General features: G+C 69.9%; 13 protein-coding genes. 10 read left to right on the top strand and 3 right to left on the bottom strand.

The window, feature by feature from the left end:
• Positions 1-179 precede the first annotated feature (179 nt).
• The 3 genes from WME82_RS12415 (at position 180) to WME82_RS12425 (ending at position 6,997) form a co-directional block, all read left to right on the top strand.
• Positions 180-2,573 (top strand): glycoside hydrolase family 9 protein, encoded by a 2,394-nt coding sequence (locus WME82_RS12415; protein ID WP_438043013.1) that lies wholly within the window; start codon positions 180-182, stop codon positions 2,571-2,573.
• Between the two features lie 204 nt (positions 2,574-2,777).
• Positions 2,778-4,802, top strand: coding sequence for a bifunctional serine/threonine-protein kinase/formylglycine-generating enzyme family protein (locus WME82_RS12420; protein WP_438043014.1), 2,025 nt, complete (start codon positions 2,778-2,780; stop codon positions 4,800-4,802).
• A 230-nt stretch (positions 4,803-5,032) separates the two neighbouring features.
• A complete protein-coding gene (locus tag WME82_RS12425; protein WP_438044881.1) occupies positions 5,033-6,997 on the top strand; it encodes a sensor histidine kinase in 1,965 nt (654 codons plus the stop codon).
• 123 nt (positions 6,998-7,120) lie between these two features.
• Here WME82_RS12425 and WME82_RS12430 read toward each other — a convergent pair whose 3' ends face one another.
• On the bottom strand, positions 7,121-8,896 hold the full coding sequence (locus tag WME82_RS12430) for a rhamnogalacturonan lyase (RefSeq protein WP_438043015.1): 1,776 nt from the start codon (positions 8,894-8,896) through the stop codon (positions 7,121-7,123).
• Positions 8,897-9,556: 660 nt separating this feature from the next.
• Here WME82_RS12430 and WME82_RS12435 point away from each other — a divergent pair.
• The 3 genes from WME82_RS12435 (at position 9,557) to WME82_RS12445 (ending at position 12,170) form a co-directional block, all read left to right on the top strand.
• Positions 9,557-10,054 (top strand): DUF1585 domain-containing protein, encoded by a 498-nt coding sequence (locus tag WME82_RS12435; RefSeq protein ID WP_438044882.1) that lies wholly within the window; start codon positions 9,557-9,559, stop codon positions 10,052-10,054.
• Positions 10,055-10,098: 44 nt separating this feature from the next.
• On the top strand, positions 10,099-11,481 hold the full coding sequence (locus tag WME82_RS12440) for a DUF1552 domain-containing protein (RefSeq protein WP_438043016.1): 1,383 nt from the start codon (positions 10,099-10,101) through the stop codon (positions 11,479-11,481).
• Between the two features lie 266 nt (positions 11,482-11,747).
• Positions 11,748-12,170, top strand: a complete 423-nt coding sequence (locus tag WME82_RS12445; RefSeq protein WP_438043017.1) for a hypothetical protein — start codon at positions 11,748-11,750, stop codon at positions 12,168-12,170.
• Between the two features lie 118 nt (positions 12,171-12,288).
• On the opposite strand, the gene WME82_RS12450 is transcribed toward WME82_RS12445, so the two are convergent.
• A complete protein-coding gene (locus WME82_RS12450) occupies positions 12,289-13,227 on the bottom strand; it encodes a LysR family transcriptional regulator (protein ID WP_437870768.1) in 939 nt (312 codons plus the stop codon).
• A gap of 91 nt (positions 13,228-13,318) precedes the next feature.
• On the opposite strand from WME82_RS12450, the gene WME82_RS12455 reads away from it, so the two are divergent.
• The 4 genes from WME82_RS12455 to WME82_RS12470 all read left to right on the top strand — a co-directional run bounded on the left by WME82_RS12455 (position 13,319) and on the right by WME82_RS12470 (position 17,824).
• Positions 13,319-14,311, top strand: a complete 993-nt coding sequence (locus tag WME82_RS12455) for a quinone oxidoreductase family protein (protein WP_438043018.1) — start codon at positions 13,319-13,321, stop codon at positions 14,309-14,311.
• Between the two features lie 126 nt (positions 14,312-14,437).
• The gene (locus tag WME82_RS12460) at positions 14,438-14,767 is read left to right on the top strand and encodes an ArsR/SmtB family transcription factor (protein ID WP_437870770.1); all 330 of its coding nucleotides are present in this window, start codon (positions 14,438-14,440) and stop codon (positions 14,765-14,767) included.
• A complete protein-coding gene (locus tag WME82_RS12465; RefSeq protein ID WP_438043019.1) occupies positions 14,764-15,255 on the top strand; it encodes an SRPBCC family protein in 492 nt (163 codons plus the stop codon). The genes WME82_RS12460 and WME82_RS12465 overlap by 4 nt, the downstream gene beginning before the upstream one ends.
• A 931-nt stretch (positions 15,256-16,186) precedes the next feature.
• Positions 16,187-17,824: a basic secretory protein-like protein gene (locus tag WME82_RS12470; RefSeq protein WP_438043020.1), complete on the top strand. Its 1,638-nt coding sequence runs from the start codon at positions 16,187-16,189 to the stop codon at positions 17,822-17,824.
• A gap of 84 nt (positions 17,825-17,908) precedes the next feature.
• On the opposite strand, the gene WME82_RS12475 is transcribed toward WME82_RS12470, so the two are convergent.
• The gene (locus WME82_RS12475) at positions 17,909-18,514 is read right to left on the bottom strand and encodes an ATP-dependent Clp protease proteolytic subunit (protein WP_437745674.1); all 606 of its coding nucleotides are present in this window, start codon (positions 18,512-18,514) and stop codon (positions 17,909-17,911) included.
• Between the last annotated feature and the right edge of the window lie 66 nt (positions 18,515-18,580).

Raw genomic sequence — 18,580 nt, forward strand, 5'->3', positions numbered from 1 at the left:
CCGCAGGGGCGCGCGGGATGGAGGGTGATGGCTGGTCGCGCGCCGCTGGCTGGCGAAGGTCGACGGGACGGCCGCCTCGACGGCTCGAATCCGCGCGTCCGTAAGGATTGCGCTTGACAAGACGGACGGAATCGCCGCTTTCTATGCGCCGATTGCTCCCAGCCGTGAACCGAGGACTTATGAAGGACCTTTTTCTCAAGCAGTCGATCCTCCACCGGGCGGGGCGGGTGTCCGCGCTCGCGCTCGCGCTCGGGCTGAGCGCTGGATGCGTGGTCACGCAGGGCCCCGGAGCGGGGGCCGCCGCTCCTGGCGGTGCGAGCCCCGGCGCGGGCGCTGACGCGAGCGCGGCGGGGGGCGAAGGGCCCGCGCAGACCAACCTGCTCAAGGCATCCAACTTCGACGACAACAAGAGCCTGCCCTGGACCACCTCGTTCACCGCGCCTGGCGCGGGCAGCGCCGAGGTGAAGAAGGGGGCCTATTGCGTCACGGTGACGAACAAGGGGTCAAACAACTGGGACGCCCAGTTCCGCCACCGGGAGATGGTGATCCAGAAGGGGCACAGCTACACCCTTCAGTACAAGGCCTGGGCGTCCTCGCCCACGAAGGCGCGCCCGAAGGTCGGCATGTCGGGGCCGCCTTACGAGGAGTACTGGTCGGACACCGTGATCCTCGGGACCGAGCCCAAGACCTTCTCCGGCAAGTTCACGATGGGGAAGGCCGATGACGCCACGGCGGAGCTCGCGTTCCACATCGGCGGCGCCATGGCGTCGGCCAAGGAGCCGTTCGAGGTCTGCATCGACGACATCCGCCTGGACGACCCGCAGTTCAAGGCCGCCGCGCCCGTGACCGAGGCGGCGGCGCCGAAGGTCGCCGTGAACCAGGTCGGGTATCTGCCCGGCGCCATCAAGATCGCCAGCGTGAACAGCGCCGCGACCGCGCCGGTCGCCTGGGAGCTGCTCGACGCCTCCGGCAAGTCGGTCGCCCGCGGCCAGACCAAGGTCTTCGGGAAGGACGGCGCCTCCGGCGATCACGTCCACCTCGTCGACTTCACGGCCGTCAAGGCGCCTGGCCAGGGCTACGTGCTCAAGGTGGGGGAGGAGAAGAGCTTCCCGTTCGACATTGGAACGGGCCTTTACCAGAAGCTCAAGTACGACGCGCTCGCGTATTTCTACCACAACCGGAGCGGCATCGAGATCAAGATGCCGTTCGCCGGCAAGCCCGAGCTGGCGCGCCCGGCGGGGCACCTCCACGACAAGAGCACGCGCTGCCTGAAGGACAGCGGCTGCGACTATGCGCTCGACGCGTCCCGCGGCTGGTACGACGCCGGCGACCACGGCAAGTACGTGGTCAACGGCGGCATCTCGGTGTGGACGCTGCTCAACTGGTACGAGCGCACGAAGCACGTCGGCGCCTCGAGCGCCGACTTCGCGGACGGCAAGCTCAACATCCCCGAGGGCAAGAACGGCGTGCCCGACATCCTCGACGAGGCGCGCTGGGAGCTCGAGTTCCTGATGGGCATGCAGGTGCCGGAAGGCAAGCCGCTCGCCGGCATGGTCCACCACAAGATGCACGACGAGTCGTGGACGGGCCTCGGCCTCGCGCCGCACGAGGACAAGCTGGCGCGCTTCCTCCACAAGCCGAGCACCGCGGCGACGCTCAACGTCGCGGCCACGGGGGCGCAGTGCGCGCGCATCTGGAAGACGGTGGACGCGGCGTTCTCGGCCAAGTGCCTGAAGGCCGCCGAGCGCGCCTGGGCGGCGGCGAAGCAGAACCCGGCCCTCTACGCGCCGCCCGGCGGCGACAAGGGCGGCGGGCCCTACGACGACACCGACGCCAAGGACGAGTTCTACTGGGCCGCGGCGGAGCTGTTCGTCACGACGGGGAAGCCGGAGTACAAGCAGTTCCTGCAGGCCTCGCCGCTCAACGCGCGGTTCCCGACGGAGATCGAAGGGGGCGCGGCGTCGATGAACTGGCGGGTCACCGACGGGCTCGGCCAGATCTCGATGGCGATCGTGCCCGGCCACGTGGACGCGGCGTGGCAGAAGGAGATCCGCGGCCGCATCGCGAAGGCGGCCGACCAGTACCTCGCCATCGCCGACAAGGAGGGGTACCGGACGCTCATCGCCCGGACGCGTGAAGGCAAGTACGACTGGGGCTCGAACTCGGGCGTGCTGAACAACATGCTCGTGGTGGCGCTCGCCCACGACTTCACCAAGCAGCCGAAGTACCTCGACGGCGTGGTGCTGGGCATGGACTACCTCCTCGGGCGCAACCCGCTCGGGCAGTCGTACGTGACCGGCTACGGCGACAAGCCGCTCGAGAACCCGCACCACCGGTTCTGGTCGCACCAGGCGAACAGCAAGTACCCGAAGGCGCCGCCCGGCGCCGTCTCCGGCGGCCCGAACTCCTCGCTCCAGGATCCTCACGCCCAGAGCGCCGGCCTCAAGGGGTGCGTCCCGCAGCGGTGCTTCGTGGACAACATCGAGGCCTGGAGCGTGAACGAGATCACGATCAACTGGAACGCGCCGTTCGCGTGGGTGACCGGCTTCCTCGACGAGAAGGCGAAGCCGTAGCCGCGTTGGCCGAAGGCGGGGTCGTTTGAACCGCCAAGCGCGCCAAGGACGCCAGGTAAACCACAAGAATAGTGGCGTCTCATGGCGCCCTGGCGGTTCCAACCTTCCGGCAGGGTGGGGGAGTTCCCCCACCGCCTGAGGGCAGGCTCCCGCCGGCCACGATGCGGCCGCCGGCGCGCCGGTGGTACCATCCGCCTGGTCCTCGTGGAGCTCCGACCCGACGCCGTCATCGCGGACAAGCTGCACCTGCTGAGGCCTCTCGGGCAGGGCGGGATGGGCGTCGTGTGGGCGGCGCGGCACCTCGCCCTCGACACCGACGTCGCGGTGAAGTTCATCCGCCCCGAGCGGGCGGCGGAGCGTCCTGCCCTCGTCGCGCGCTTCCAGCGCGAGGCGAGGGCCACGGCGCGGATCGCGCACCCGCACGTGGTGCAGGTCATGGACTACGGCGTCGTCGACGGCGCCGTGCCGTACCTCGTGATGGAGCTCCTGCGCGGCTTCTCGCTGGCCGAGCTCCTCGAGCGCGGCGGCCGCCTCAGCTTCGCCACAGCGAGGTCGCTCGCGCGGCAGGTGGGGAGCGCGCTCGAGAGCGCCCACGAGCTCGGCATCGTGCACCGCGACATCAAGCCCCACAACGTCTTCATCACGGAGGGGGGCCAGGGATACCCGCTCTTCGTCAAGGTGCTCGACTTCGGCGTCGCGAAGGTGGCGGGCGACGCGGCGGTGCCGGCGGCGAACCCCGCGCTCACCGAGACCGGGATGGTGATCGGATCGGCTCCGTACATGAGCCCCGAGCAGCTCGAGGGGAGCAAGGACGTCGATCTCCGCTCCGATCTCTGGTCGCTCGGCGTCATCCTCTACGAGGCGTTGACCGGCGCGCAGCCGTTCCAGGGCAGCTCGTTCGTCGCCGTCGGCGCGGCGGTCCTGAGGGGGAGGTTCCGCCCCGCCAGCGAGCAGAGGAAAGGACTGCCGGCGTCGATCGACGACTGGTTCTCCAAGGCGCTCTCCGTCGATCCGACCTGCCGATTCCAGTCGGCGCGCGAGATGGTCGATGCGTTTCTGAGCCTGGAGGTCCGGACGGCGGATGTCGACGCCCCCGCGGGCCGCCATCACCCGGCCGCGTTCGCCACGACCGTGGCCGCGCCGGTCGCTCTTCTGGGCGCGGGCCACGGCGCCGGCGAGCTCGCGAGAGAGCCTGTCACCTCAGGCGCGCTCACGAGCTCAGGCGCGCTCGCGGGCGACCCTGTGACGGCAGCCCCTGTCCCTGACACCGCGGCCGGCCACACCGTGCTCCACCAGCGCGCCGCGGAGCGGCCCGCGGCGCGGGGCCGCGGGGGCGGCTCGCGCGCGCGCGAAAGGCGCCTCCGCCGCGCCGCGCCGCTCGCCGCCGCCGCGTGCGCCGCGGGCGCGGGGGTGTACCTCTTCCTGCACGAGCCGTCGGCCGGATCGGGCGGCTGCCCGGCCGGCATGGTGCTCATCGAAGACACCGAGTTCCAGATGGGCTCCGACGCGGACGCGGAGACGCCCAGCGACGAGACGCCGCGACATGGCGTGACCGTGGGTCGGTTTTGCCTCGACGTCACCGAGGTGACGGTGAAGGCCTACTCGGACTGCAAGGCCTGCGAGCGGCCGCGGCAAACCGTCGAGTCGGAGGGGCTCACGCCCAGCGGCCGCTCCTTCTGGAGCCAGTTCTGCAACGGCCCCGAGGCGCCGGACCACCCCGTCAACTGCGTCGATTGGTACCAGGCGAAGGCGTATTGCGCCGCCTCCGGCAAGCGGCTGCCCACCGAGGCGGAGTGGGAGCTCGCGGCGCGCGGCAAGGACGCTCGGACCTACCCCTGGGGCCACGCGCCTCCCTCGGGCGAACGCCTCAACGCCTGCGGGCCCGAGTGCAGCCGGATGCTGACGGAGCGGCTGGAGAAGGTGGGGAAGGGGCCGTGGCCTCGCATGTACAACGACGGCGACGCGGCCCCGGCGACCGCCCCCGCCGGACGATCGCCGGCCGGGAAATCACCCGCCGGCGCCCTGGACCTGGCCGGCAACGTCTGGGAGTGGACCGAGAGCCATTATTGCCCTTACGACAGGGACGATTGCGACGACTCCCGCCGTGTGCTCCGCGGCGGCGGGTGGGATACGGTCGAGAGCCAGTATGTGCGCTCCGCGCACCGCCGCCCGAGCGCCTCCACGGCGCGCGGCTGGAGTATCGGCTTCCGCTGCGCCAAGACTCCGTAGGTCCGCGGGTCGGGAATCCTGCCGAGCGCGACCTGGCGGAGCCGCCGCTCGACCTCACGTCATCGATCTCGATGCGCCCGGCGCTCGCAGCCGGCGTGACCTCGACGGTCGCCCGCGGGCGTACCAAGAGCTTCCGCATGATCGTGGAGTCGTTGCTCCCCTGGCCAGTGATGAGGCTGACCAGCACGGGTGAAGTCCAGGCGAGCGCGTCCTTGAGCGAGCTCCTGGAGATGGAGTCACCGATCCCGGAACGCCTGTCGGAGCGCTTCGAGATATCACGGCTCGGGAGCCAGGCGGCGCTCGCCGAGGGAGAGTTGCCGTGGCGGCGCGCCCTTCGCGGCGAGTCCTTCAGCGACGAGGAGGTCTGGTACGATCGACCGACCGGCCGCTGCCTCCTGTTGCTTGTGCGCTGCCGCGCGTCGGCCGGCGAGGCGCTGCTCGTGTTCGAAAACGTCGCCGATCAGCCCTTCGCGATCCGGCTCGCCGATCTCGTGGCCAGCGTCGGCACCGCGCTGCCCAGCGCGGAGGAGCCCTCGGCCCTGGCCCATGGGCTGCTCGACGAGGTGGCCGCCGCCGTTCGTGCCGACGCCGTGTTTCTCGTCGCCACCGAGGGCGGCGAACGCCTCAGGCTGGTCGCCTCGGTCGGCCTTCCCGAGGCGTTCGCGCAGGATGACAACCTGAACCTGGCTGCCAGCGTCATGGCGCTGGCGGTCGAGACCGGCGACATCCAGGAGGTCGCGCGCATCGAGGATCTACCAGAGGGCGCCTTCCGCGGCACCCTGCGCCTGCTCGAGCTCGGGCTCCACGCGGTGGCGGCGTTCCCCCTGAGCGCGGGGGGCGAGCGTGTCGGGGTGCTGGGGCTCGCGCGGCGCAAGCCGGGGAGACTCAGCCGGATCGAGCGCCGCTTGCTCCGGGGCGTGGCGGGCGCCTGTGCGCTCGGGCTGCGGCAAGCGCGGCTGCGCGACGCCGAGCGCCGCGAGGCCCGCCGGCTGCGCCTGCTCCGCGACGTGGCCATGGACATCGAGGCCGCCATGCCCCTGCGCGCGCTGCTGCGCCGCCTGGTGGAGCAGGCCTGCGAGCTGACCCGCGCCCGTTACGGCGCGCTGGGTGTGCTCGACGCCGAGGGCGCCGGGCTCTCCGACTTCATCTATGTGGGCGTCGCCGAGAACGTCGCCGGCGACATCGGCCGCTTACCCGAGGGCCGCGGGCTCCTGGGCGCGCTCATCCACGACCCGCGGCCCAGCCGGGTGGCGAAAATCCACGCCGATCCGCGGTCGGTCGGCTTCCCCGCGCATCACCCCGCGATGACGTCCTTCCTCGGCGTCCCGCTGCTCATCGGGCAGAAGGTGTTCGGCAATTTCTATCTGTGCGACAAGGACGGTGGCGCCGAGTTCGCGGAGGAGGACGAGCGTATGGTCCGGCTCTTCGCCGCGCAGTCGGCGCTGGCGATCGCTTACGCCCAGCAAGTCGAGCGCACGCAGGAGGCCCATCGCGAGATGGACCGCCTGCGAAGCGAGTTCGCAGCCGTCATCGCTCACGATCTCCGCAACCCCGTCGCGGCCATGACGCTGCTCCTGGACGCGCTGCTCGCGAAACGCGAGGACGGTTCGGTCGTCGTGTCGGTTCAGCAACTCCAATGCTTGCGCCGGATAGGCAGCCGGATCTCGCGCATGAGCCAGGATCTGCTCGACGTCTCTCGCATCGAGCTCGGGCGGCTCTCGCTCGAGCGCCAGTCCGTGTCGCTGGAGGAGGCGACGCGCGCGCTGCTCACCGAAATCGAGCCGACCCTCGGGCAGCACCCGGTGACCCTCGACGTGGAGGGGCGTGTGCCGGAGGTCTTCGTCGATCCGGCCCGGCTGTCGCAGATCCTCACGAACCTGCTCGACAACGCCGCGAAGTACTCCGGTGCCGGCTCGCCGATCCACGTGACCCTCCGTCCGGAGTCGGGAGGCGCGGCGCTGACGGTCGAGGACCGCGGCCCGGGTATCGCGGCGGCGGATCTGGGCAGGCTGTTCGATCGCTTCTTCCAGGCCCCGCGGGCGCGCGAGAAGAACACGGGGCTCGGCCTGGGCCTCTACATCGTCAAGGGGCTGATGGAGGCGCACGGCGGCAGCATCGCCGTGGAGAGCCCGCCGGGCCAGGGCTCGACCTTCCGGCTGTGGTTTCCGGCGGCTCACCCCGCGCAGGCAGCATAGCTTGCCCGGCGCTGAAGCTCCCACGCGTCACGGCACGAATCTATTCTTTTTTCCTCAGCCCGTCGATGCGGCGGAGCGAAGCCGCTGACGGCAGCGCTCCGGCCGCACGACGGCGCTCGGGCATCACCGCACCGTGATGTCGGGTCTGGGGGGCTCCCTCATGCCGTCGCCGATGTGGAAGCTGGTGTGCGGCGGCTGGTTGTAGGTCGCGTTTTGCGCCGACACGTTCGCGCGGTACTGCGGATCGTGCATCAGCGTGTAGATGCGGCGTTCGGTGATCTGATCGGTGGTGTAGATGCGCAGGCTGTCGCCACACAGGAACACGACCTCCTCGCGCCAGTCGCCGAACAGATCCGCGCTGAGCGTCGGCACCGATTTGCTGCCGTTGATCGAGGTGCAGCCGCTCGCAGTGAAGCCCCGGCCTTCGCCGTCGAAGTTCGTGACGGTGTTGCCGTCGAGCAGCTCGCGGCTCTCGTCGCCGTCCCACCAGATCAAGAAATTCACCTGCCGGGGACGGGATCCGATGTTGCGACCGTCGGCCGCGTTGAACAGGCCGGCGGTGTTGGTCCAGGCCTCGCCTCCGGGGTTGTCGGGAGAGATGTCGTCGGCGGCGCCGCGGCCCGGTCCCTCGCCGTCGCTGTTGGGGCCGCGCCACAGGATCTCGCAGGTCTCCGCGTCTCGGAGGAAGTAGGAGGGCACGCCGTTCGATTCGGTCGGCTGGAACACCTCGAGCCCTGGGCGTGAGGGGACCAGGTCGGTGATGTGAAGCGCGTCGCCGTGCGCGCCGAAGTTGACGGCGCACTTGCCCTTGCCGTCGGGGCCGATCGTCGCGCCACCAGGGATGATCTCCTGTCTCAAGTCGCCGTCCGTATCCGCTGCCATGACGCTGTGAGTGCCCTTGCTGGCGTAGGCACCGTTGCCGTTCGCGGACGAATCGAAGCTCCACATCAGGCTCAGCTTGTCGTCGCGGTAGTTGTACGCTCCGAACGTCGTTCGGGCGTAGTAGCCCCGCTGCATGACGACGCTCGGTTGGCCCGAGTCATCGAGGAACGCCAGCGTGGCGTTGTAGCGATCCGAGCGGTTGCCGTTGTTGTCGCCGAAGCTGCCGCTCGTGATGGGGGCGTGGTACGCGATGGTCGCGAGCTCCGAGCCGTCGACGCCGCTGAAGATCGTGAGATATTCCGGCCCGCTCAAGATCTTGCCCGCGCTGTTGCGGTAGTCTCGCGAGTCGTCATCGTCGGCGGCGGGACCGGTGTGCAGGAACGCTCCCTTCCCATCGCGTGTGCCGGGCGCGGTCTTGACGGCGATCTCGGCGCGGCCATCGCCGTCCAGATCGTACACGACGAAGGGCGTCGTGTGCTCGCTCTCGCGGATGTTGATGCCCAGGTCGATGCGCCACAAGAAGGTGCCGTCGGTGTCGTAGGCCGCGAGCTTGGGCTGGCCGGTGCGGCCGTCTTGCGACGGATCGCGCGGGCTGTTCTGCTCTTTGACCACCAGCTCGTAATCGCCGTCGCCGTCGAGATCGCCGGGAGAGGCGTCACCGGCTTCGTAGTTGTCGGGCGTCTTGAGCGGGATGGTCAGGTAGTTTCGCTCCCACGTGGGTGTGCCCGCGTCCCCGTCGCGCGTGTTGGCCGAGTCGCCCTGCTCGGCGCCATCGATCACGGCGCGGACGGTGTACTTGGCGTCTCCGGGGGCCCCCGGGTCGAAGTAGTTGGTCGAGTCGGTGATGGGCGTGTCGTTCACCTTGGCGCCGTCGCGGTAGACGTTGAACCCGATCTCGGGATCCTCGTAGCCCATCAACCGCCAGCTGATGAAGTTGCCTTCGCCCGAGCGCACGGCCACCACGCCGCGGCACAGGTTCTCCAGCGTGACGTGGCCAGCCGCGGCGGCCGGCGTCACTCCGCAGATCGACTCGCCTGGACTGTCGGTGCCGCCCGTGCCGGAGGCTCCACCGCCCGAAGCGCCGCTGGAAGTCTGCCCCGAAGCGCCGCTGGAAGTCTGCCCCGAAGCGCCGCTGGAAGTCTGCCCCGAAGCGCCGCTGGAAGTCTGCCCCGCCGCGCCGCTGGACGTTTGCCCCGCCGCGCCACTGGAAGTCTGCCCCGCCGCGCCGCTTGCATTCGGAGCGCCACCGGAGCCGTCATCGCCCGACTCGGACCCGCTGCACGCACTCAGGGCTGCCGCCACGACCAGAGCCATGGTCCCATACGCAATGTCTCTCATTATAGTGTTCGCCTTTCAAGCCAATCGAGAATAAGCCGAACGCCGACGCCGGCGCTGCCGGACGTGGCGTGCGTGAGCGGGTCGCGGATCACCCCGCAACCGAGCGGCCGCGGAGCCGCCGCTACGGAACGTCCGAGATCACCGTTTCCAGAGCTCGACGGGTATGTGGGACGAGGTGCTGGCTTTCGGTCACCACTCTGAGGCGTCCACTCGTTTTTTTTCGATGGCGCATCCCGGAAGAACCACAGGAGTGCAACTTTGTGGCCTGGCGCGCCTCGGGAACTCGAGTGTACTGCTGCTGTGTTTCTACCATGACATGATATTAAGGACATTTAACTAATTGAACCGGTTAATTACCCCCCGCCGGCGAACGTCGCCAACGTCCCCCCGCCGGTGGACGACGTGACCTCCACGCGCGAGCGCTTCGCCCAGCACGTGGCGGACCCTGGCTGCGCGGGCTGCCACCGGTTCATCGATCCGATCGGCCTCGGCTTCGAGCATTACGACGCCATCGGCAAGTACCGCGCTATGGACGGCCTCGGCGAGGTGAACGCGGCGGGCGAGATCACGAGCGCACGCGAGGACCTCGCGGGTCCGTACTACGGCGGCGTGGAGCTCGCGAAGAAGCTCGCGGGGAGCCCGGAGGTGGCCGAATGCGTCGCGAACCAGTGGTTCCGCTTCGCCCTCGGCCGGATCGAGAGCCTGGACGACGCTTGCTCGATCCAGACCCTCCACGACGAATTCAAGGCGTCGGGCGGGAACATCCGGACCCTGTTGTCTCAGGTGGCGCTGAGCGACGCCTTCCGCCACGTGCGGCTCACCGCCAGCGAGGAGTGACCGTGATGAATCGTCGAACGCAACTCGGAGCTTCACGCCGCAGCATGCTTCAGGCCCTCGGCCTCGGCGCCGGGGCGGCGGCGGTGGGATCGCTGCTTCCGCTGATGAACGCCTCCGGGCAGGAGAAGGTGCGCCCGAGGCGCCTCCTGCTCATCTTCCAGCCCGACGGCGCGCCGGCGCGGGACTGGAACAACGTGATCGACTGGAGGCCGCAGGGCTCGGAGAGCAGCTTCTCGCTGCACGCCATTCACGCGCCGCTCGAACCCTGGAAGTCGAAGCTGGTGATCCCGTGGGGGCTCACGATGACGGCCGGCGGCGCCGGCGAGGCGCACGCCTACGGCATGGCGGGGCTCTGGACGGCATCGACGCTGAACGGTCCGTCCTCCGGAGCGAACTTCGACGGCGGCAACGGAAACCGCACGGGCTGGGGGAGCGGCGCGTCCATCGACCAGATCATTGCCGGCGCCCACGGCAGCGGCATGCCCTACGAGCGCGCTCCGGACGACCCCATGCAGGAGACGCCGTACCGCACCGTCGAGCTCGGCGTCCAGTGCCTGAATCCGAACAGCCTGAACCGGATGATCTACGCCGGCGAGAACTCTCCGATTCACCCCGAGACAAGCGCCAAGGCCGCGTTCAATCGGCTGTTTGCCGGGGTGACGTCGACCGGCGAGGCGCACGCGATCGATCTGGGGGCGGAGCAGGAGCGGGCGGAGCGCAAGGCGATCGTCGACCTGCTCAAGAGCGATCTCACCAGGATCCGCAGGCGGGTGGGCAAGGAGGACTACCACAAGCTCGACGCGCACCTCGAGGGGCTGCTGGCCATGGAGCGCAGGCTGAACCGGTCGGCGGAGCCTGCCGACCCGGCGCTGAGCTGCACGGTCCCGGAGGCGCCGGTGGAGACCAGCGGCCGCGGCTCGGACTATCCGGCGGAGATCAGGAGCATGATGGACATCGCGGTGGCCGCGTTCTCCTGCGACGTCACGCGCGTCATGAGCCTGCAGCTCAGCTACGCCTTCAGCCATATCCTGCACTCGTGGCTCGGACACACCAGCGATCACCACACCATGTCCCACGACGGGCGGGATCGGCGCCAGGAGCTCCAGCAGATCGACGCCTGGTACTCGGAGCAGATCGCGTACCTGCTCGGGAGGCTCGACTCCGTGAGCGAGGGCGACGGCACGCTGCTCGACAACACGCTCGTCGTGGTGGGCAGGGAGCTCGGCAGCACGGCGCACCGGATGGAGCGTGTTCCTTTCGTGATGGCGGGAGGCGCGCGCGGGGCCCTGAAGACCGGGCGTTACCTCGATTGCGACGGGGAGGACCACGCCAGGCTCCTGGTCTCGATCGCCCAGCTCATGGGCCTAGAGACGAGCAGCATCGGGAACCGCAAGCGCGATTCCGGCCCCCTCTCCGGCCTCGTGTGATCCGCCGGACGCAGACGCCCGCCGAGCGCCGCTGCTGGCTCGCCTCGGCGGAGCTGGGATGGATCGACGAGTACGAGTTCGGCTGGAAAGACTGATGTTTCCTGACATCCACAAAAGCGCTTGGGCCTCCTGCCCGCCCAGGTTGTGCCGGGGCACACGCCATCGAGCGCCTTCCGTTCCCGCGGGTGGAGCCTCATGACAGGCGAGTAGCCGCGCGATGCGCCCGCGTCGCCGGCGACTGCGAGCACGCGCGCGATGGAGGCAGCATGAAAACGAACCGGACTCGCCTGGGGATCTCTGCGCTCTTTGCCATGGCTTCATTCGGGCTCGCGATCGCGGGCTTCACCGACACGATGGAACGCACGGAGGACGAGAGAGAGGTGGACTGGAGGGCCTGTCAGCAGCTGCATGCCCGCGCCTCCGGCCAGGTGGAGCGTGTCCGGGCCGCTTACCGGGCATGTGGTACCGACAACGATTGCGTCATGGTCGATACGAGCACCGACTGCGGCGGCACCTGTGGTGAGGTGGTCAACCGGGCGGGCGTCCAGCAGATGAGGCGCCTCATCGTCCACCTCGACGCGACCGTATGTCGTGAGCATCGGAGGATGGGCTGCCCCTACGGCACGCCTGCGTGCCTCGCGTCCAGGCCCGTCTGCGCCGGCGGTGCGTGCACGTTCGCCCCTCTGTAGACGACGTCGCGCTGCCCGGCGTCACCGCGCCGACGCGGGCCGCCCGGGCGCGCCGAGAAGATGTACCCGCAGGCCGTGGAGTGAAGGCTGCCTCATCGTCGATGCGTGGAGGGCCGCGTCAGGCGTCGCGCGACCGCCGGGCGGGCGCGGAGGCCGGCCGCGACGCCTGCTGCTCGGCCGCGGCCTCCGCGAGCTGCTCGCGCAGCCAAGCGTGCGCCGGATCGTCCGTGAGCCTGGGGTGCCAGACGGCCGAGAGCGTGAAGCCCGGGAGAGCGAGCGGCGGCGGCGCGACGACGAGCTTCAGCGCGGGGGCGATGTCCCGCGCGACCTCGCCAGCCAGGACGCCGATGAGATCGGTGCCCGAAAGCAGGTGCGGCGCCATCAGGAAGTGCGGCAGCGTGACGTGGACGTCGCGCTCGAGCTGCTGGGCGGCGAGCGCGCGATCGACCACCCCGACGCGCCCGCCGTGCGGTGAGACGAGCAGGTGCGGCCGCGCGAGGAACGAGCGCAGCGTGCGCGGCGCGGGCGGCTGGCAGACGAGGGCGAAGTCGTCGCGCAGGAGCGGCCGGGACTCGAGCCCGGTCAGCCCGGGCCCCTCCACCGCGAGGCCGACGTGGACCTCGCCCGCGTCGAGCGCCCGGGCGGCGTCGCGCGTCTCGAACGCCAGCACCGCGAGCCTGGCCCTCGGCGCGCGCGCCCGGAGCCGCCGGACGAGCCGCGGCAGCAGCACGTACGCGGCGTAGTCGTTCATGCCCACCCGCAGCTCGTCGCAGAGCGCCGCGGGGTCGAACGCCGGGCGGCGGGCGAGCGCCGCCCGCAGGCGGTCCAGGGCCGGGCGCACGTCGCGCCGGAGCTGCTCCCCGCGGGGCGTCAGGAAGAGCGCGCGGCCGCGCCGGACGAGCAGGCGATCGCCGAGCAGCGCGCGGAGCCGGCCGAGGGCGTTGCTCGTCGCGGGCTGGCTCAGGCCCACGCGCTTGCCGGCGGCGGTCACGCTGCGCTCCTCGAGCAGCGCCTCCAGGACGACGAGAAGATTGAGGTCGAGCGCAGAGAGATTCACGGCGTGAATGCATAGCATCCGGTGCATCCATTGGACCGGCGGACCGCGCGCCCGCACGCTCGGGCCTGTTCAACGCGGAGGGACAGCACGGATGAGAGCTGCATTGTTGGGGCCGGGCCCGGGCGCGGGCGGCGCTGTGATCGGCGAGCGGGAGCTCGGCCCCGTTCCACGCGGGCACGTGCGCGTGCGCGTCGCGTTCGCCGGGGTGAACCACATCGATCTGCTCCTCGCCGACGGGAAGCTCCCGCTCACGCCGAGGCCCGTGGGGCTCGGCCTCGAGCTCGCGGGCACGGTCGAGGCGCTTGGCGAGGGCGCGCGCGGGCCGGCGGTGGGCGCGCGCGTCGTCGCGATGGGCACGCCGCACACCGGCGCGTTCGCTGAGCTCGCCGACGTCGAGGCGCGCCGCGCCGCGATCGTGCCCGACGGTGTGCCGCTCGACCGTGCCGCCGCGTCGATCGTCAACTACGCGACGGCGTGGGGGCTCCTGCGCGAGCGCGCCCGGATCGCCTCCGGCGAGACGGTGCTCGTGCACGGCGGGGCCGGCGGCGTTGGGACCGCCGCGCTGCAGCTCGCGCGGCACCTCGGCGTGCGCGCGGTGGCGCTCGTCGGCGACGCCTCCAAGGTGGATCATGCGACGCGCAACGGCGCCGCCGCTGCGATCGTCCACGGCCGCGAGGACGTCGCGGCGCGGGTGCGCGCGCTGACCGATGGGCGCGGCGTCGATGCGGCGCTCAACGCGACCGGCGGCGCGACGCTCGCGCGCGATCTCGGCTTGCTCGCTCCCTTCGGCCGCCTCGTGTCCTTTGGCTTCCTCGAAGGGCCGCCAGGCGTCGAGCTCGGCGCCGCGCTCGCGGACGGCTTCGGACGCAGCGTATCGCTCGCCATGAGCGACCTGTTCACGGTGGTCGATGAGGCGCCGGAGCGGTTCTCGCGCACGATGGAAGAGGTGCTCTCGCTCGTCGAGGGCGGAGCGCTCGAGCCGGTCGTTCACGCGACATGGCCGCTCGAGCGCGTCGCCGACGCGCTCGATGCGCTGCGGGCGCGCGTTGTTCAGGGGAAGATCCTGCTGCGCTGCGCTGCCTGAGGACGCGGCGACGGAGGCACCGCGCCGGGGGCCAAGGCGCAGAGGTGCCGGCTCAGGCCGCGCCCTGGGGTGTGACACAATCAATTAGCACTTGCTAATTGATGAGTCGTGACTAATGTATGGGGCATGGCCGAAGCCGCCGCGCTCGACGCCGTCATGCGCGCGCTTGCCGATCCCACTCGGCGGGCCGTGTTCGAGCGGATCGTCAGCTCCGACGAGATCACCGTGGTGGAGCTGACGCGGGGCAGCGGCGTGACCCAGGGCGCCATTTCCCAGCACCTGAAGTCCCTGAAGCAGGCCGGCCTGGTCGCCGAGCGCCCGGAGGGGCGCAAGGTCTACTACCGCGCCCAGCCGGAGGGGCTGGCGCCGCTGGTCGACTGGATGAGCCACTACGGCGTCTTTTGGCGCGAGCGGTTCGCCGACCTCAGAACCCTCCTGAAGGAGATTGATCCATGAACAGTGCCGCCATCGTGGCCGACAGCCGAGAGATAGTCGTTGACGAGGTGTTTCCCCACACGCCCGAAAAGGTGTGGAAGACGCTGACCACGCCCGCATTGATGGGCCGCTGGCTGATGACGCCGATCGGCTTCGAGCCGATCAAGGGCGCCCGCTTCACCTACCAGACCACGCCGGCCGGCGAGTGGGATGGCGTCATCCAGTGCGAAGTGCTGGAGGTCACGCCGAACGAGCGCCTGGTCTACACCTGGAAGGGCGGACACGTCGCCAACGCCGACTATGGCTCGCCTCTGGAGACGGTCGTTACCTGGACGCTCACCAAGGTCAGCGGCGGCACCCGGCTGCGCCTCGTGCACTCCGGCTTCCAGACCCCGAAGAACGACTATGCGTTCCGCAACATGAGTGGGGGATGGCCGAAGGTTCTCCAGAAGATCGACGCCATCACCGGCGAGAACGGCGCCGCGCCGGCCGAGGCCTCGAATGGATAGGATCACCGTCACGGGGTTCCGCTGGGCCCCGCCGTTCGCCGCCTGAGCCTGGCCTCGGTGAGGGCCGCGTCCGAGCGGCCCTGAGGCTCCCGCGCAGGGGCTCGACCGCGCCCCCAAGGGACGCAACGAGACGGGCGCCTGGTCTCGCCGCCACGACGAGTAAGACAAGGGCTGAGCCGGTGGCCGGTCCACGTGAATCCATACGGGCACGCCCTCGAGATCGAGCGTCGCCAAGGCGCCGGCGGCCACAGCGGGGGATATGCAGCGATCCACGAGTACCACGGGCTGGTGAGCCGGACGCTCCCGCCAGGGCTCTCCGCCATGGCGGGAGGGGTCTCGCCCCTGCGAGCTGCTCCTCCACGACGCCTCGCCGCGAGCGCCGGAGTCCAGCCCTCCCCCGATCCCGGATTCCGTACATCTCGTCGAGCGCGGTACTCCATTCCAGGAAGCGGCGTCATGAGGGCGCCGAGTATTGCCGAACGGCGGGGGACTTCTACTCTCTTTATCTGGCGCTCGCATTAAGAAGTGTGAAGCTGGTTTGTCAAGAGCTGTATGAGACGTGGGGCTCGGCGCGCGTTCACGCCGAGATCGTGTGGCTCAACGGGCCTCGCGCCGGTGTCGCCTTGCGCCCCCGACAAGAGGTGCCATATTGCCGCCCTGCCAGGTTGGACAGCGCGCTTCGCGCAGCGCGGCGATCATCTCGTTAGCTCGAGAGGCGTCTCCGGGAGAACACGGGACGGCTGAAGCTCGTCGCGCCCGGTGGGCATGCATCCACGGGACAATCCCAGGGATCTGCGAGCCTCGTCGAGGCGGCGCGGCCCGCGGGGCGTGTCTGGCTGACCTGAGGCAGCCCGGCGCTCTTGGCGTGGCGTGCGACGACGTCGCTCGTCCTGGCCCCGAGCGATCCGAACAGGAAAGGAAGGCAAACGCGATGACGAAGATTCTTCAACACACCGCGGCCCTGGTAGCCATGGCGGCGCTCTCGGCGTGCGCCCTCGGCGAGGAGCTCGGCGACGGCGATATCGAGGCCGCCGAGCAGGCGCTCGTGGATGCGCGGCTCGAGGGCGGCACCTTCTATGCAAGCACCTACGACTCTCCCGCGGGCGAGCGGCTCGACAACGCCTTCGACGAGGATGTCGGGACGAAATGGCTCATCTTCGCGGGCCAGGGCTTCCTCCAGTACGACTCGCCGAACAATGAGGCGTACGTGCTCGGCTCGTACAGCATCTCCTCGGCGAACGATTTCCCGGAGCGCGATCCGCGCGCCTGGCAGCTCCTCGGCTCGAACGACGGCATGACGTGGACGGTGCTCGACACGCGCTCGAACGAGAGCTTCTCGGCGCGTTTCCAGACGAAATCGTACACGGTCGCCGGCGCGCAGGCGTACAGGAAGTTCCGCCTCGAGATCCAGCAGAACCTCGGGGGCTGGGCCCAGATCCAGCTCTCCGAGTTCGCGCTCTTCGGGTCGCCGGGCACGCCGGTCCTGCCGACGCCGCCCGTGATCACCGCGAGCGGGGAGAACGGCCCGCAGGAGACCGCGGCGAGGGCCTTCGACGGCCGCCCCATCAGCAAGTGGCTCACGTTCAGCAGCACCGGCTGGATCCGCTACGAGCTGCCCACCGCGTTCACGATCGACGGGTACGCCATCTCCTCTGCGAACGACTCCCCCGCGCGCGACCCGAGGTCCTGGACGCTCCAGGGCTCCAACGACGGCGTGACCTGGACAACGCTCGACACCCGCGCGGGCCAGAGCTTCACGAACAGGTTCCAGCGAAACCATTATTTCATCAACAACGCCACGGCGTACAAGAAGTACCGGTTCAACTTCACCAGCGACACCTCCGTCCTGCAACTCAGCGAGATCGAGCTCCTCCGGACCGACGATCCGTACCGCGCCGTCCTCCCGCAGACGGTCCAGTACCAGAACCAGTCCACGACCACGGGCGGACAGCGCTTCAACGACGCGATCGGCAGCACCCTCGTGCGGGACGTGCGCGAGATCTCGCGCGAGGTGGTCGAGGGGCTCTATACACAACCCGGCGCCTTCTGGAAGCGGAGGAACACCCTGAACGTCAGGGTGGTCGACCAGTCGGGGTACGCCTGGGCGGAGTACAGCGGCGATGTGGCCACGGTGTCGTTCAGCGCGTTCTGGATCAATGATGTGTACAACAGCGGCGACGACGTGCGGCGCGTCATCATCGGCACGCTCTACCACGAGCTCGCGCACGTTTATCAGCTCGACGACGTGGGGACCGGCAACGGATACATCATCGAGGGCCTCGCAGACTCGCTGCGCCTGCGCGCCGGGCATCACGACCTCACCGTCCGGACCGCCGGGAACTTCGTGCAGAACGACGGCGAGATGGCGACGTTCCTCCTCTGGATCGAGCAGTTCAAGAAGCCCGGGTTCATCCCGGCCTTCAACAGGAGCCTCGCGCCCTACGACGCGCTCCCGTACGACGAGAGCGTCTTCGTCACGGAGACCGGGCAGACGCGCGCGGCGCTCTGGAACGAGTTCCGCGACCATTACTGGTGGGGCGTGGACTTCCCCGGCCCCGGCAGCCTCTGAGGGATACCTCCCCTGACCGCGCCGCGCGCCCTCACGGCGCGCGGCGCAGCATACCCATCCTCCGCGACCAGCACGTCGGCCCGCTCAGACCTCCAGCGCGCTCTCGACGATGCGATGCACGAGGCCGTACTCCTGGGCCTCGGGCGCCGTCATCCACAGGTTGCGCTCGGTCTCTCGCGCTATCTTCGCGGCCGGCTGCCCCGTCGCCTCCGCGAAGATGCGGTTGAGCCGCTCGCGCGCGGCCATGATCTGGGCCGCCTCGATCTCGATGTCCGACGCGGGGCCGCGCACGCCGCCGAGCGGCTGGTGCAGGAGGAAGCGCGTGTTCGGGAGCGCGAACCGGTTCTCCCGCCGCGCGGCGACGAAGATCAGCGCGCCCGCGCTGGCGACCCAGCCGGTGCCGATCACCTTGACCTCGGGCCGGATGAAGCGAATCACGTCGTGGATCGTGTCCCCCGACTCCACGTGCCCGCCCGGCGAGTGGATCAGGATCCGGATCGGCTTTTCGCCGTCATCGCTCGCGAGGGCGAGGAGCTGCGCGGTGGTCGCCTGCGCCAGCTCGCTGGTGATCTCCCCGAAGATCAGGACGGTCCGGCTCCTCAGCAGGCTGCTCTGGACCTTCTCGGACAGCGCGCGCGGGTGCGGCTCTTCGTTCGGCGTGGAATCCGGCGTGGAATCGAGGCGTGTCATGGCCCCGAGCTTCCGGCGGCCCTCGCCCGCGCGCCATGACCGCGAGGCGCGGAGTCATGCTCGCGC

The sequence above is a fragment of the Sorangium sp. So ce128 genome, from assembly GCF_051525245.1.
Classification (GTDB): domain Bacteria; phylum Myxococcota_A; class Polyangia; order Polyangiales; family Polyangiaceae; genus Sorangium; species Sorangium cellulosum_B.